We start from the raw sequence: 15,375 nt of genomic DNA, 5'->3' as shown, positions 1-15,375 counted from the left end.
GAGCGCCGAAGGGTCGGGCCGCCTGGCACCATTTTGTTGCTTCTCCGGCTTCTGTATTTAAGCTACGGTTGAAATGTCCTGACTGTACGCCGCAGGAGCGGCTGTCCTCGTGGAACGGAAGCTCGCAGTGATCCTTGCCGCTGACGTTGCTGGTTACAGCCGGCTTGTCGCTGCCGACGAGGAAGGCGCGCTTCAGACGCTTGGCACCTACAGCGCGGCGATCGGCGACCTCGTTGCCGAACATGGCGGGCGCATATTTGGTTCGGCCGGCGACAGCGTCGTCGCGGAGTTCCACAGCGCCGTGCAGGCTGTGCGGGCCGCGGTCGCCATCCAGCGTGTGCTTTATCGCCGCAACGCCGACCTTCCCCCCGACCACCGAATGGAGTTTCGCATCGGCCTCAACCTTGGTGATGTCGTCGTCGAAGGCGACAATCTTCTCGGTGACGGCGTCAACGTGGCTGCCCGGCTGCAAGAAGTCGCGCAGCCGGGAGGAATCTGTATTTCGGGTGCGCTCCACGACCAGATCGAGGGCAAGCTCGATTTTCCGCTGGTTCACCTTGGCGACCGCAACCTCAAGAACATTCCGCGTCCCGTGCCGGTGCACAGGGTCGACTGGCGTCGCGAGGACCCGGTCGAGGCCGGGGTGCTCGGCGGCCCACTCGTCCTTCCGGACAAGCCCTCGATCGTCGTCCTTCCCTTCGTCAACATGTCGGGCGACCCGGAACAGGAGTATTTTGCCGACGGGCTAACCGAGGACATCATCACCGCGCTTTCGCTCTACCGCTGGTTCTTCGTCATCGCCCGCAACTCTTCCTTCGCCTATAAGGGGCGTGCCGTCGACGTGAAGCAGGTCGGCCGCGATCTTGGCGTGCGCTATATCGTCGAGGGGAGTGTGCGCCGGGCCGGGACGCGTCTGCGCGTGACCGGACAGCTCATCGAAGCCGAGACCGGCGTCCATCTCTGGGCCCAGCGCTACGACCGCGAACTTGCGGATATCTTCGCCATCCAGGACGAACTCACGCAGAACGTCGTCGGCGCGATCGAACCGGAAATCCTCATCGGGGAGAGCCGGCGTGCCCAGTTCAGCCTTACCAACAACCTCGATGCCTATGAATGTCACATGCGCGGCACCTGGCTGCACAATGCGCAGGACACCGCCGAGCACTTTAAGGAAGCAATCATGTGGCATCGGAGGGCGATCGCTCTTGATCCCGATTTCGGCCGCGCGCACATGATGCTTGCTCGCACGCTCTACGCACGTTGCTTCCACGGCTTCAGCGACGATGTCGACCGCGACAGTGCCGAACTCTATGCGGCGGCCGAGCGCGCTGTCGCGCTGGAAGAGCGCGACCCCTATTCGCACTACGCGATGTGCCTTGCCCATTTCGTGGCGCACCGTGCGCCCGCGGCCGTGGAAGAGGCGCAGCGGGCGATTGACCTCAACCCCAACCTGGCGCTTGCGCACATGGGCCTCGGCTGGGCCCGGATCTTCGCGGGACATTTCGCCGAGGCGCTTGACCCGCTCCACATGGCCCTGAGGCTCAGTCCGCATGACCCGATGACCTACCTGTTCCTCAACCACATCGCGCTTGCCCACTATCATCTCGGCAATTACGAGGAGGCGCTGCACTATTCGGAGCGCGGCATTTCACTCCGCCGGGCCTACTTTAATCGGGTGGTGCTTCTCGCGAGCCTGGGACAGCTTGGCCACGACCAGGAGGCGCGCGAGCTCATACCGGAAATCATGGCTCACGTGCCGGCAGACATTAGCCATTACTGGAAGATCCTCACGCCCTACGTCGATCCCAACCACTATGCGCATCTCATTGACGGGCTGCGCAAGGCGGGGTTCCCGCTCATCGAATAAAGTGACGCCAGGAAAAGCGCGTAGCGGTTTTCCGCTTTCAGCGCTGCCCATGTCGCAGGCCGTCGATTGACTTTGCCAGTGCCGCTTCATAATTAACGTCAATGGATGGTTCCCCCGCGCCGGAGCGGAGCGGGGGAGTAAATGGGAATGTGACGGGGCGGACCCACACCGGGCGCCCTTATCACAGCCGACCCCGCGACTGTAGAACGGTCAGGGTTCGCCATCGGGCTTGTCGCCGCTTTCAGACGGACCGCATGGGGCGGTTCCGCAGGAGGAGGGGGCGGCAGGCCGGAAAAGCCACTGGCATGGCATTGTGATCAGCCGGGCTGGACGCCTCTTCTTCTACGAATCGTCCGCCTTTCACGATGTCGAATGTGCCGGGAAGGCGAGGCGGGCCCGTTCAGCTTTGGTGGCTTGTGTTCGCTTGAACGCTGGCTGTCTGTAGCCGTGACGCCGTGAGCCAGGAGACCTGCCATCCGTCAGGGCATTCCGCCCGAAGGGGAGTCAATCCCCAACGCCAGCACGGAGGTTGTCGTGGCTCACGAATTGTCTTTTGAACGCGCGACAGGCGTGTTGTCCGCCTATTTCCGGTCGAAGCCGTCAGTGAACTGAGGCCGGCCGCATGTCCAATTCCAGTGCCGGGCCGATTCTCGTGCTTGGCGGCGCCCGCTCCGGCAAATCCTCTTTCGCTGAAAAACTCGTCGAGGCCTCCGGGCTGCCGATGCATTACGTCGCCACAGGGCGAGCCTGGGACGACGAGATGCGCGATCGCATCCGCCACCACCAGGACACGCGGCGCGGCAAGGGCTGGATCACCCATGAGGAGCCTCTCGATCTCGTTGCCTTGCTTCGCCGGATCGACGATCCGGCACGCGCGATCCTCGTCGATTGCCTGACGCTCTGGGTCACCAACCTGATGATGGAAGAGCGCGACATGGCGGCCGAATTCGCGGCGCTCGCGGCCTTCCTGCCCGAGGCGAGGGCGCGCCTCATCTTCGTTTCCAATGAGGTTGGCCTTGGCATCGTGCCGGAAAACCGCATGGCGCGCGACTTTCGCGACCATGCCGGCCGCCTCCACCAGATGGTCGCGGAGAAATCCGCCGAAGTTTACTTTGTCGCGGCCGGATTGCCGCTGAAAATGAAGGGTTGATCCATGACACTCGCAAAGGCTCAGCAGGGCAAGATCCCGGCCACAGTCATCACCGGCTTCCTCGGCGCCGGCAAGACGACGATGATCCGCAATCTTTTGCAGAACGCCGACGGCAAGCGCATCGCGCTAATCATCAACGAGTTCGGCGATCTCGGAGTCGACGGCGATGTCCTGAAGGGCTGCGGCGCGGACGCCTGCTCCGAGGACGATATCATCGAACTCACCAATGGCTGCATCTGCTGCACGGTCGCCGATGACTTCATCCCGACCATGACGAAGCTGCTCGAACGCGAGAACCGTCCGGACCACATTGTCATCGAGACCTCGGGTCTCGCCCTGCCGCAGCCGCTGGTCGCCGCCTTCAACTGGCCGGACATCCGCAGCGAAGTGACCGTCGACGGCGTCGTGACCGTCGTCGACAGCGCCGCGGTTGCCGCCGGCCGCTTTGCCGACGACCACGACAAGGTCGATGCGTTGCGCGTCAATGACGACAATCTCGACCATGAAAGCCCGCTCGAAGAGCTCTTCGAGGATCAGTTGACCGCCGCCGACCTCATCGTTCTCAACAAGACCGACCTGATCGATGCATCCGGCCTGAAGTCGGTGCGCGATGAGGTGGCTTCCCGCATCAGCCGCAAGCCGACGATGATCGAGGCGAAGAACGGCGAGGTGGCTGCCGCCATCCTGCTCGGCCTTGGCGTTGGCACCGAGGGCGAGATCGCCAACCGCAAGTCCCATCACGAGATGGAGCATGAGGCCGGCGAAGAGCACGATCACGACGAATTCGACAGTTTTGTCGTCGAACTCGGCGCGATCAGCGATCCCGCCGCCTTCATCGATCGGCTGAAGGGCGTGATCGCGGAGCACGACGTTCTGCGCCTCAAAGGCTTCGCCGACGTCCCCGGCAAGCCGATGCGCCTCCTGATCCAGGCGGTCGGCAGCCGCATCGACCAGTATTACGACCGGGCCTGGGCGGCCGGCGAGGCACGCGGCACGCGCCTCGTCGTCATCGGCCTGCACGACATGGACGAAGCGGCAGTGCGCGCGGCGATTGCGGCGCTGGTGTGAGGTGGTCTTGAACGGGCGCGAGAATTTCCCCTCCCCAAACCCTCCCCACAAGGGGGAGGGGCTTGGCCGGTCCCACCGTCTTTGCGTCCGTCCTAGACGGTTCAGCCAGACGCAAACGCTGAATACGGGCAGGTGGGCGCCGCAGGCGCTTAGCCCCTCCCCCTTGTGGGGAGGGGTTGGGGAGGGGCGCTTCCTTGCGACGTTGGAGGAGATCCCATGCATCTCCTCCTAGCCCAGAAAGGCACGATCGCCGATGGCAACGAGGCGATCGATCTCGGGCAAAGCCCGGCCGACATCCTGTTCCTCTCCGCCGCCGACACGGAACTCGCCTCGATCGCCGCGGCCTACGGGCGGCGGACGGGGGCAAGGACACTGCGCATCGCCAGTCTGATGAACCTGATGCACCCGATGTCGGTCGACACTTATGTCGAGCGCACGGCACGGCATGCGAGGCTGATCGTCGTTCGCCCGCTCGGGGGCGCCAGCTATTTCCGTTATGTGCTCGAGGCGCTCTATGCGGCGGCGATTGCGAATAAATTCCAGATCGCGGTGCTCCCCGGCGACGACAAGCCGGATCCGGGTCTCGATCCGTTCTCTACGGTGTCCGCCAATGACCGCGAGCGCCTCTGGGCCTATTTCACCGAGGGCGGCGCCGACAATGCGGGGCTCTTCCTCGACTATGCCGACGCGCTGATTGATGGAGGCGAGAAGCCGCAGCCGGCGCGGCCGCTCTTGAAGGCGGGTATTTGGTGGCCGAGCGAGGGTGTGATCGGCGTTGAGCGATGGCGCGCGATTGCGGGTCTGCCGGGAACAGCCCCCTCTGTCCTGCCGGACATCTCCCCCACAAGGGGGGAGAACGGGGGTGCAACGCTTCGCCCATCTGGTTCTGCCGAGTTCGAGGCCAAGCCTGCCTCGGCGAGCAAGCCTGTGCGTGACGATCATGCAAATCGACGGTCTGAAACTTGGGAATCGAGCGGTAGCGGCGCGCTGATCTCCCCCCTTGTGGGGGAAATGTCCGACAGGACAGAGGGGGGTAATGCCGCGCAGAGTTCGGAGGAGAAGAAGGAAGCCGAACCCACGGTCGCCATCTGCTTCTACCGCGCGCTCGTCCAAAGCGGCGAAACGAGACCCGTCGAAGCCTTGATCGGGGCGCTTGCGACTGAAGGCATGCGGGCGCTCCCGGTCTTCGTTTCGAGCCTGAAGGATCGGGTCTCGATCGGTACGCTGCAGGCGATCTTCGCTGAAGCCGCACCGGACGTGGTGATGAACGCCACCGGCTTTGCGGTTTCCGCGCCCGGTGCCGACCGTCAGCCGACCGTGCTCGAATCGACCGGCGCGCCGGTGTTGCAGGTGATCTTTTCCGGCTCCTCGCGCGCCGCCTGGGCGGCGTCGCCGCAAGGGCTGATGGCGCGTGATCTCGGCATGAACGTTGCGCTGCCGGAGGTAGACGGCCGCATTCTCTCCCGCGCCGTCTCGTTCAAGGCGGCGTCCGTCTACGATCCGGCGGTAGAAGCCAACATCGTCGGGCACGAACCGCTCTTGGACCGCGTCCGCTTTGCCGCACGGCTTGCTGCCAACTGGGCGCGACTGCGCCGGGCGAGGCCGGAGGCACGCCGCGTTGCCATCGTCATGGCCAATTATCCCAACCGCGATGGGCGCCTCGGCAACGGCGTTGGCCTCGACACGCCGGCCGGCACCATCGAGGTGCTGAAGGCGATGGCCGCGGAAGGCTATCCCATCGGTGACCTTCCCGAGGACGGCGACGCGCTTATGCGCTTCCTGATGGCCGGTCCGACCAATGCGGCGAGCCATGACCGCGAAATCCGCGAGTTCATTTCGCTCGATCGTTATAAGGATTTCCTCGCCTCTCTTCCGCGGCAGATCCAGGACGAGGTGACGGCGCGCTGGGGCGATCCCGAAGCCGATCCCTTCTTCTTGGACGGAGCCTTCGCGCTACCGCTCGCGCGCTTCGGCGAGGTCCTCGTCGGCATCCAGCCTGCGCGCGGCTACAACATCGATCCAAAGGAAACCTATCACGCGCCGGACCTCGTTCCGCCGCACGGCTATCTCGCCTTCTATGCTTTCCTGCGGCAGGTCTTCAAAGCTGACGCGATCATCCACATGGGCAAGCATGGCAATCTCGAATGGCTGCCTGGCAAGGCGCTGGCACTTTCGGAGAATTGTTATCCCGAGGCGGTCTTCGGCCCGACACCGCATCTTTACCCCTTCATCGTCAACGATCCGGGCGAAGGCACGCAGGCCAAGCGCCGCACCAGCGCCGTCATTATCGACCATCTGACGCCGCCCTTGACGCGGGCGGAATCCTACGGGCCGCTCAAGGATCTGGAGGCGCTGGTCGACGAGTATTACGAGGCGGCGGGCGGCGACCCGCGCCGGCTCAGGCTCCTGAGCCGGCAGATCCTCGACCTCGTCCGCGACATCGGCCTCGATCATGATGCCGGGATCGAAAAGGCCGACAGTGACGACAAGGCGCTGGAAAAGCTCGACGCCTATCTCTGCGACCTGAAGGAGATGCAGATCCGCGACGGGCTGCATATCTTCGGCGTCGCGCCGGAAGGGCGTTTGCTGACCGACCTCACCGTGGCACTGGCGCGGGTGCCGCGTGGCTTGGGCGAGGGCGGCGACCAGAGCTTGCAGCGGGCCATTGCGTCGGACTTGGGGCTAGGCGGGTCGGCGCAAGTACCCCCCTCTGTCCTGCCGGACATCTCCCCCACAAGGGGGGAGATCAGGGAGGAGAGCTCTCATGCTTCCACGGCGCCCCAACATGAGGCGGGCCCACCGGCTCGAGGACGTGATGCAAGTCTCATGGCCCGGCCACGCCAGGCGGGTCTGACGGCAGAAGGTGCAATTGTTAGCGGTAGCGTCGACCCGAGTATCGGCGGCGGCGCCGGGGAACCGAGCAGTCGCCACCTGCCAATCTCCCCCCTTGTGGGGGAGATGCCCGGCAGGGCAGAGGGGGGTACGCCTCAGCAGCCGCAACCTTTCGACCCGCTCGACTGCGTCATGTCCGCACCCTGGACCGGCCCGGTACCCGCGCCTCTCGCTTCTCTCTCGGATGCACCCTGGCGCACCGCCGGCGATACCGTCGAGCGTATCGAACTCCTCGCGGCGAAGCTGGTCTCCGGCGAGATCGCCTGCCCCGAGAACTGGGCCGCGACACGCGCTGTCCTTGACGAGATCGACGATCGACTGAAGCCCTCGATCGAAGGCTCGGGCGACGCGGAAATCAAAGGCCTGCTCACCGGGCTCGACGGCCGCTTCGTGGCACCCGGGCCGTCCGGTGCGCCGACGCGTGGGCGGCCGGACGTGCTGCCGACCGGCCGCAATTTCTATTCCGTCGACAGCCGCGCCGTGCCGACGCCGGCGGCCTATGAGCTCGGCAAGAAATCGGCCGAATTGCTCATCCGCCGCTATCTGCAGGACCATGGCGAATGGCCGTCCTCCTTCGGGCTCACCGCATGGGGGACCTCCAACATGCGCACCGGCGGCGACGATATCGCCCAGGCGCTGGCGTTGATCGGCGCCAAGCCGGTCTGGGACATGGCCTCGCGCCGCGTGACCGGCTACGAGATCGTGCCGCTGGCGATGCTCGGGCGGCCGCGCGTCGATGTCACGCTCCGCATTTCCGGTTTCTTCCGTGACGCATTTCCGGAGCAAATCGCTTTGTTCGACAAGGCGATCCGCGCCGTCGGGGCGTTGGAAGAGGACGACGCCGACAACATGATCGCCGCGCGCATGCGTGCCGAGACGAAGCGGCTTGAGGAGAAGGGTGTCGAAGCGAAGGAAGCGGCGCGGCGTGCCTCCTACCGCGTCTTCGGTGCCAAGCCGGGTGCCTACGGGGCCGGCCTGCAGGCGCTGATCGACGAGAAGGGCTGGGACAAGCGCAGCGATCTCGCTGATGCCTATCTCACCTGGGGCGGCTATGCCTATGGCGCCGGCGAGGACGGCAAGGCCGAGCGCGGTATTTTCGAAGAACGGCTGCGGTCGATCGAGGCTGTCGTCCAGAATCAGGACAATCGCGAACACGACCTGCTCGACAGTGACGACTATTACCAATTCGAGGGCGGCATGAGTGCTGCGGTGGAGCACCTCGGCGGCCAGCGCCCGGCGATCTATCACAACGACCATTCGCGCCCGGAAAAGCCGGTGATCCGCTCGCTGGAAGAGGAAATCGGCCGCGTCGTGCGCGCCCGCGTCGTCAACCCGAAATGGATCGATGGCGTCATGCGCCATGGTTACAAGGGCGCCTTCGAGATTGCCGCGACGGTCGACTACATGTTCGCCTTTGCCGCGACCAGCGGGGCCGTGCGCGACCATCATTTCGAGGCCGCCTACCGCGCCTTCATCAGCGACGAAAAGGTCCTCGACTTCCTGCGCGACAGGAACCCGGCGGCGCTCGCCGAAATGTCGGAACGCTTCCTGGAGGCAATCGATCGCGGCCTCTGGAATCCGCGCTCCAACTCGGCGCGTTTTGAACTGACCAGTCTGTCCGGCAATGCGGCCGCTCCTCGGCTGCGTACCGGAAACCAATAGGGAGATCACCATGAGCGACGAAACGGTAAAGAGCGGCGAAGCCGCTCCGGAAAAGGACGAAGCCCGCCACGCCATGAAGATGGCGAAGAAGAAGACCGCGCGCGAAAAGATCATGGCGACGAAGACGGACGAAAAAGGCCTGATCATCGTCCACACCGGCAAGGGCAAGGGCAAGTCGACTGCCGGCTTCGGCATGATCTTCCGCCACATCGCACACGGCATGCCCTGTGCCGTCGTGCAGTTCATCAAGGGCGCCATGCAGACCGGCGAGCGCGACCTGATCGAGAAGCATTTCGGCGACCTCTGCCAGTTTTACACACTTGGTGAAGGTTTCACCTGGGAAACGCAGGACCGCGCCCGCGACGTGGCGACGGCCGAAAAAGCCTGGGAAAAGGCCAAGGAACTGATCCGCGACGAGCGCAACTCCATGGTGCTGCTTGACGAGATCAACATCGCGTTGCGTTACGACTACATCGATATCGGCGAGGTCGTGCGCTTCCTGAAAGAGGAAAAGCCGCACATGACCCATGTGGTTCTGACCGGCCGCAACGCCAAGGAAGATCTGATCGAGATCGCCGATCTGGTGACCGAGATGGAACTCGTCAAGCATCCGTTCCGGTCCGGTATCAAGGGGCAGAAGGGCGTCGAATTCTGATGGTTCAAAGCTGGCAGCTATGCGGCGCCGCGCTGCTCGGCGCCGCAGAACCGTCACATACCAAGCCAGATCCGCAGCGGATGCGTCGGGTCGGCCAGCAGTCGGACCGCCAACGCGATTGAGACAACGACGAGCAGCGGCTTGATGATCTTCGCGCCCTTCGCCATCGCGAAGCGCGAGCCGACCTGCGCGCCGAGGAACTGACCCGCGCCCATTGTCAGACCGACCTTCCAGAGCACCACGCCATAGGCAAGAAAGATGAGGAAGGCGCCGAGATTGGAGCCGAAATTCAGGAACTTAGTGTGCGCCGTCGCCTTGATGATGCCGAAGCCGCCGAGGGTGACGAAGCCCAGCATGAAGAAGGACCCGGTACCGGGTCCGAAGACGCCGTCATAGAAGCCGATGAGCGGCACGAAGGTGAGCGTGAAGACGAGCTTCGAGATGCGGTGATGTCTTTCAACGTCGCCGATGTTGGGCTTGCAACCGAAATAGACGGCGATTGCGATCAGCAGGAAGGGCAGAACGGCCTTGAGCGCATCGGCTGGAACGACCGTTGCGAGCAGGGCGCCGAAGATGGAGCCAAGCGCCGCCATGGCCGCCATCGGCAGTTGCTCCTTTAGGCTCACATGGCCGTACCGCGCGTAGGCGAGGCTCGCGGAGCCGGAGCCAAAGAGCGATTGCAGCTTGTTGGTGCCGAGCGTTTCGAGCGGCGGAATGCCCGCGATCAGCATGGCAGGAATGGTGATCATTCCCCCGCCGCCGGCGATCGAATCAATGAACCCGGCAATGAAGGCGGCGGCGAAGAGGAAGAGCAGGATGTGGAGGGCGAGGTCGTGCACAGGAGGCTCAGCAGGCGGAGTGGCAGCGCAATTGTTTCCGCCTTGTGTCAGAGCCCGCGTGAAAATGCAAAGGGGCAATTCGCGAACTAGGCTCTCGTTCGCCAGGAAACGCCCTTCATCCGGCCTGTCGGCCATCCTCTCTCCGCGAGCGGGAAGAGGATGGTGCGGGGGCAAACATGGCCTGCGCAGATTGCGACACGTCGATGGCGCAATCCGGTTTGACCGGCCAGAGGGCCTCCGGTAGAAATGACAAACATGCGACGGCGTCTGCTTCGAGCGGACTGTAAGAGCGTCCGGTGCGGCCGACCCATGCAGGGGGCCTGATCCGGTGCTGTCCAGACCGGTACGGCAATCTGCCAGGCCGGCGCTTCGTATGGAACGCCGACCGCTGCGCGTATCCGGAGGCTTCCGGAAGCTGTGCAGCAAATCACAGAGCAGCTTTGCGTATCGAGGCGGATGCGCGGAGCTGCAGGGGGAGCCGCGCAGCAGATGCCTTCGGTCAATGGACCAACTGTCACCATGCTTGTACTCGGCCTCGGTTGCGAGCGAAACACCGCGCCCGAGGAAGTGATCGAACTTGCAGAGCAGGCGCTTGTCGAGGCTGGCTTAGACCGGGGTGATGTCGACTTCGTTGCCTCGCTTGATGCCCGTGCGGAAGAGCCGGCGATTCATGCCGCCGCGCGCCATTTTTCCGTGCCGGTGCGCTTCTTTGACGCCCCGACGCTGGAGGCGGAAACCGCCCGCCTGCAGAACCCTTCAGAGATGGTCTTTGCCCATACCGGCTGCCACGGCGTGGCGGAAGGTGCGGCGCTCGCTGGCGCAGGCCCGGATGCAGTGCTGATCGTGCCCAGAATCCGTTCGGCTCGGGTGACAGCGGCAATCGCCGGTCCCTTGGCTGTGACCGAAGGGGCCGGCATCAAGGCAAAGCGCGCGGGGACCGGATAATGGCTGCGCCCTTTCGTATTCCTGCGCCGGTTAAAGAGCAGATTCAATGCTCTGTCGCCAATTTCTATGAAAGCAAATCACCTGCCTCACAGGTTGAATCAGGTCTGCGGTCCAGCGAGACCTCAAGGATTATGCCATGACGGATGCAATTTTCGCCGGCCTACCCGAACTCGAACCCGGTTCCGTCTGGCTGGTCGGCGCCGGGCCGGGCGACCCCGGGCTTTTGACTCTGCACGCCGCCAATGCGCTGCGGCAAGCCGATGTCATCGTTCATGATGCGCTGGTGAACAGCGATTGCCTGAAGCTCGCAAAGCCGGGCGCCGCCCTCGAATATGCCGGCAAGCGCGGCGGAAAACCTTCGCCGAAACAGCGCGACATCTCGCTGCGCCTCGTCGAACTGGCGCGCGCCGGGAACCGCGTGCTCCGCCTCAAGGGCGGCGATCCCTTCGTCTTCGGCCGGGGCGGCGAGGAAGCCCTGACGCTCGTCGAGCATCACATTCCGTTCCGCATCGTGCCCGGCATCACCGCCGGCATCGGCGGGCTTGCCTATGCCGGAATTCCGGTGACGCACCGCGAGGTCAACCATGCCGTCACATTCCTGACCGGTCACGATTCCTCGGGCGTCGTGCCGGACCGGATCAACTGGGAAGGCATTGCCAAGGGCTCGCCGGTGATCGTCATGTACATGGCGATGAAGCATATCGGCCAGATTACCGCCAATCTCATTGCCGGCGGCCGCTCGCCGGAGGAGCCGGTCGCCTTCGTCTGCAATGCCGCGACGCCAGAGCAGGCGGTGCTGGAGACGACCCTTTTGCGCGCCGAAGCCGATGTCGCGGCCTCCGGCCTCGAGCCGCCGGCAATCGTGGTCGTCGGCGAGGTCGTGCGCTTGCGCGCCGCTCTCGACTGGCTCGGGGCTCGCGATGGCCGCGTGCTGGCGGCGGATCCCTTTGCAAACCGTGTTCTCCGGGATCGCGCATGAGCGGTCTTCTGATTGCTGCCCCGAGTTCCGGCTCGGGCAAGACCACGGTGACGCTCGGACTGATGCGGGCGCTGAGGAGGCGTGACGTTGCCATTGCACCCGGCAAGGCCGGGCCTGACTATATCGATCCCGCCTTCCACACCGCTGCAAGCGGCGAACCTTGCTTTAACTTCGACCCCTGGGCGATGCGCTCCGAATTGCTTATCGACAACGCCGGGCGGGCGGTGGCCGGCGGTCGGACGCTGGTCGTCGAGGCGATGATGGGACTCTACGACGGTGCCGCCGACGGCACGGGCGCGCCGGCGGATCTCGCAGCGACGCTAGGGCTCGCCGTGGTTCTCGTCGTCGATTGTGCCCGCCTGTCCCATTCGGTGGCGGCGCTGGTGCGCGGTTACGCCGATTACCGCGACGAGATCCGCGTCGCCGGCGTCATCCTCAACAAAGTGGGCAGCGACCGACATGAGATGATGCTGCGCGATGCGCTCGACAGGGCAGGTGTGACGATTTTCGGCGTCCTCCGGCAAGATAGCTCGTTGAAGCTGCCGGAGCGGCACCTGGGCCTTGTGCAGGCCGGCGAGCACGGAGGACTGGAACCGTTTATCGAGCACGCGGCGGATCTTGTCGAGGCAAATTGCGATCTCGATGCGATGCTGGCTGCCGCAACACCCCCACCACCGCAGACGGCCAAGTCCGAAATCGCCACTCTGAAGCCGCTCGGCCAGCGAATCGCCATCGCCCGCGACGTCGCCTTCGCCTTCTGCTATGCGCACCTTATTGCCGGTTGGCGCGGGCAGGGTGCGGAAATTTCCTTCTTCTCGCCGCTAGACGACGAAGCGCCCGAAAGGGGCGTTGACGCGATTTATCTCCCCGGCGGCTATCCCGAGCTGCACGCCGAAAAACTGGCCGGGGCGACGCAGTTCCGCAAGGGCTTGCAAAGCGCCGTGGAGGCGGGCGTGCGTATCTTCGGCGAGTGCGGCGGCTACATGACGCTCGGCGAAGGGCTTGTCGGGGCGGATGGCAGGCGTTACGAAATGCTTGGCCTTTTGCCGCTGGTGACCAGTTTTGCCGAGCGCAAGCGGCATCTCGGCTACCGGCGCGTCGCGCCGCTCGACAACGCATTTTTCGATGGACCGATGACGGCGCACGAGTTCCACTACGCAACCATTGTATCCGAAGGGGCGGCCGAACCGCTCTTTACGGTTCATGACGCGGCGGGCAACGATCTCGGCCAGGCCGGCCTCAGGCGCGGGAATGTCGCCGGCTCCTTCATGCACCTTATCGATCTCTCGGGCAGACAATGACCGCTCCCATCCTTCATGGCGGCGGCGTCACCGAGGCCGCCGCGCGTTTCGGCGGTACCCCGGCCGAGTGGCTCGACCTTTCGACAGGGATCAACCCGTGCCCGGTTTCATTGCCGGAGATCGATCTGAGCGTCTGGCACCGCCTTCCGGACCGGCATGTCGAGGAGGCGGCACGTCTTGCCGCGAGCCGCTACTATGGAACCGGTGACGCCATGCCCCTGCCGGTGCCCGGCACCCAGGCCGCGATCCAGTTGCTGCCGCGGCTCGTCGACGCCGGGCGACGCGCCGCCGTCTTCGCGCCGACCTATGGCGAATACGCCCGCGTGCTTTCCGCTGCGGGCTTCACGATTGATCCCGTCCGGCACGTCGACGATCTTGCCGCCGCGCACGGTCTCGCCGTGGTCGTCAATCCCAACAACCCGACCGGTCGGCTTTTTCCGCCCGAGGAAATCCTTGCCATGGCGGTGGCCATGAAAGCCCATGGCGGCTTCTTGGTGGTCGACGAGGCCTTCGGCGATCTCGAGCCGGATGCGAGCGTCGCCCGCTATGCAGCAACCTCTGACAATCTCATCGTCTTCCGCTCCTTCGGCAAGTTCTTCGGCCTCGCGGGCCTGAGGCTCGGCTTCGTTATCGCTCGCGCCTCTGTGCTCGCGGCGTTCCGCGAGTGGCTCGGTCCCTGGGCCGTTTCCGGCCCGGCGCTCGCCATTTCGACGAAACTCATGGAAGGCGACACTGAGGTGATCGCGAGGGGCATTCTCGCGCGCAAGGCCGGTCTCGATACGGTACTCAGTGCGGCCGGCCTGAAGATCGCGGGCGGCACGGGCCTTTTCACACTGGTCGATAACGATCGGGCATGCGAAGTTCATGCCGCGCTTTGCGAAGCGCACATCCTGACGCGCAAGTTCGACTACAATCCGCACTGGCTCAGGATCGGACTCACCCCGGACGAAAACGGCGATCGGCGCCTTGCCGAAGCTTTGCAGCGGACAGGTGTGTAATTGACTTTTGAAATTTTCCTCATCCTCGTTGTCGCACTGGTCATCGACCGCCTGGTCGGCGATCCCGACTGGCTCTGGGAGCGCGTGACCCATCCGGTCGTCTTTTTTGGCAAGGGGATCGGACTTTTGGATGAGGCGCTCAATCGCGCCAGCGCGGGAGCGGCAGCCCTGAAGATGAGGGGGCTGGCGGCGATCCTCCTCCTGCTCGCAGCAAGCATATTGGTCGGCGTCGTCTTTCATCGCTTGTTCGACGTGCTCGGTGCCATTGGCTTCCTGCTGGAAGCCATCGTGGTTGCCGTCTTTCTTGCGCAGAAGAGCCTCGCGGTTCACGTGATACGCGTGGCGGAGGCCCTGCGTCAAAACGGGCTTGAAGGCGGCAGGGCGGCCGTGTCGATGATCGTCGGCCGCGATCCGAAGACGCTCGACGAGCCCGGCGTCTGCCGGGCCGCGATCGAAAGCCTTGCGGAAAATTTCTCCGATGGCGTCGTCGCACCTGCCCTCTGGTACGCCATCGCCGGGCTTCCGGGCCTGTTCGCCTACAAGATGCTGAATACGGCGGATTCGATGATCGGCCACAAGAGCCCGAAATACCTGCATTTCGGCTGGGCCTCGGCGCGGCTGGATGACCTCGCCAACTGGCCCGCTGCGCGCCTTTCGATCCTGCTGGTAGCCGCCGGCGCCCATTTCAAGCGGGGTGCAGAGGAAGCGAGAACTGCACTCGAAGTGGCACGCCGCGACCACGGCCTCCATCGATCGCCGAATTCCGGCTGGCCGGAGGCGGCGATGGCTGGGGCCCTGAACATCCAGCTTGCCGGGCCGCGGACCTATGGCGGCGTGAAGGTCGACGAGCCGATGATCAACGAGCCCGGCCGATCGATCGTGACGCCGGAGGATATCGACGCCGCCGTTTCCGTCTTTTATGGCGCCTGCTCGGCGATGACGCTGGCCTTTGCCGTCGCCGCTCTGATCGCGTCGCTGTTTTAATTTTCTTCTATTTCTCCATTCCGTTTGTCGCGGGT

At 64.4% G+C, this 15,375-nt stretch carries 11 protein-coding genes; 10 read left to right on the top strand and 1 reads right to left on the bottom strand.

What is annotated here, in order from left to right; translation table 11 throughout:
• The first annotated feature begins 109 nt into the window (after positions 1 to 109).
• From QA637_RS08405 to cobO, 5 genes are all read left to right on the top strand, one after another.
• On the top strand, positions 110 to 1,867 hold the full coding sequence (locus tag QA637_RS08405) for an adenylate/guanylate cyclase domain-containing protein (protein WP_184108838.1): 1,758 nt from the start codon (positions 110 to 112) through the stop codon (positions 1,865 to 1,867).
• A gap of 622 nt (positions 1,868 to 2,489) precedes the next feature.
• A complete protein-coding gene (gene cobU / locus QA637_RS08400; protein ID WP_153440143.1) occupies positions 2,490 to 3,017 on the top strand; it encodes a bifunctional adenosylcobinamide kinase/adenosylcobinamide-phosphate guanylyltransferase in 528 nt (175 codons plus the stop codon).
• Between the two features lie 3 nt (positions 3,018 to 3,020).
• Positions 3,021 to 4,085: a cobalamin biosynthesis protein CobW gene (gene cobW, locus QA637_RS08395; protein WP_153440144.1), complete on the top strand. Its 1,065-nt coding sequence runs from the start codon at positions 3,021 to 3,023 to the stop codon at positions 4,083 to 4,085.
• Positions 4,086 to 4,301: 216 nt separating this feature from the next.
• Positions 4,302 to 8,639 (top strand): cobaltochelatase subunit CobN, encoded by a 4,338-nt coding sequence (gene cobN / locus QA637_RS08390; protein WP_153440145.1) that lies wholly within the window; start codon positions 4,302 to 4,304, stop codon positions 8,637 to 8,639.
• 10 nt (positions 8,640 to 8,649) lie between these two features.
• Positions 8,650 to 9,294, top strand: a complete 645-nt coding sequence (cobO, locus tag QA637_RS08385; protein WP_153440146.1) for a cob(I)yrinic acid a,c-diamide adenosyltransferase — start codon at positions 8,650 to 8,652, stop codon at positions 9,292 to 9,294.
• A gap of 53 nt (positions 9,295 to 9,347) precedes the next feature.
• On the opposite strand, the gene QA637_RS08380 is transcribed toward cobO, so the two are convergent.
• Positions 9,348 to 10,133: a TSUP family transporter gene (locus QA637_RS08380; protein ID WP_184108840.1), complete on the bottom strand. Its 786-nt coding sequence runs from the start codon at positions 10,131 to 10,133 to the stop codon at positions 9,348 to 9,350.
• 489 nt (positions 10,134 to 10,622) lie between these two features.
• Here QA637_RS08380 and QA637_RS08375 point away from each other — a divergent pair, with 489 nt between their 5' ends.
• The 5 genes from QA637_RS08375 (at position 10,623) to cbiB (ending at position 15,340) form a co-directional block, all read left to right on the top strand.
• A complete protein-coding gene (locus QA637_RS08375; protein WP_153440148.1) occupies positions 10,623 to 11,078 on the top strand; it encodes a cobalamin biosynthesis protein in 456 nt (151 codons plus the stop codon).
• A gap of 136 nt (positions 11,079 to 11,214) precedes the next feature.
• Complete coding sequence (gene cobA / locus QA637_RS08370; protein WP_153440149.1) at positions 11,215 to 12,057, top strand: uroporphyrinogen-III C-methyltransferase; 843 nt, start codon at positions 11,215 to 11,217, stop codon at positions 12,055 to 12,057.
• Positions 12,054 to 13,358: a cobyrinic acid a,c-diamide synthase CobB gene (locus QA637_RS08365; protein WP_153440150.1), complete on the top strand. Its 1,305-nt coding sequence runs from the start codon at positions 12,054 to 12,056 to the stop codon at positions 13,356 to 13,358. The genes cobA and QA637_RS08365 overlap by 4 nt, the downstream gene beginning before the upstream one ends.
• Positions 13,355 to 14,356: a threonine-phosphate decarboxylase CobD gene (cobD, locus tag QA637_RS08360; protein ID WP_283064716.1), complete on the top strand. Its 1,002-nt coding sequence runs from the start codon at positions 13,355 to 13,357 to the stop codon at positions 14,354 to 14,356. Before QA637_RS08365 ends, cobD begins: the two co-directional genes overlap by 4 nt.
• A complete protein-coding gene (cbiB, locus tag QA637_RS08355) occupies positions 14,357 to 15,340 on the top strand; it encodes an adenosylcobinamide-phosphate synthase CbiB (RefSeq protein ID WP_153440152.1) in 984 nt (327 codons plus the stop codon). It begins immediately after the preceding gene.
• Positions 15,341 to 15,375: the final 35 nt, after the last annotated feature.

Origin of the sequence: Sinorhizobium terangae (assembly GCF_029714365.1) — a bacterium.
Taxonomy (GTDB): domain Bacteria; phylum Pseudomonadota; class Alphaproteobacteria; order Rhizobiales; family Rhizobiaceae; genus Sinorhizobium; species Sinorhizobium terangae.
The sequence above is the reverse complement of the archived record's forward strand: the minus strand, read 5'-3'. Positions and strand labels throughout refer to the sequence as shown.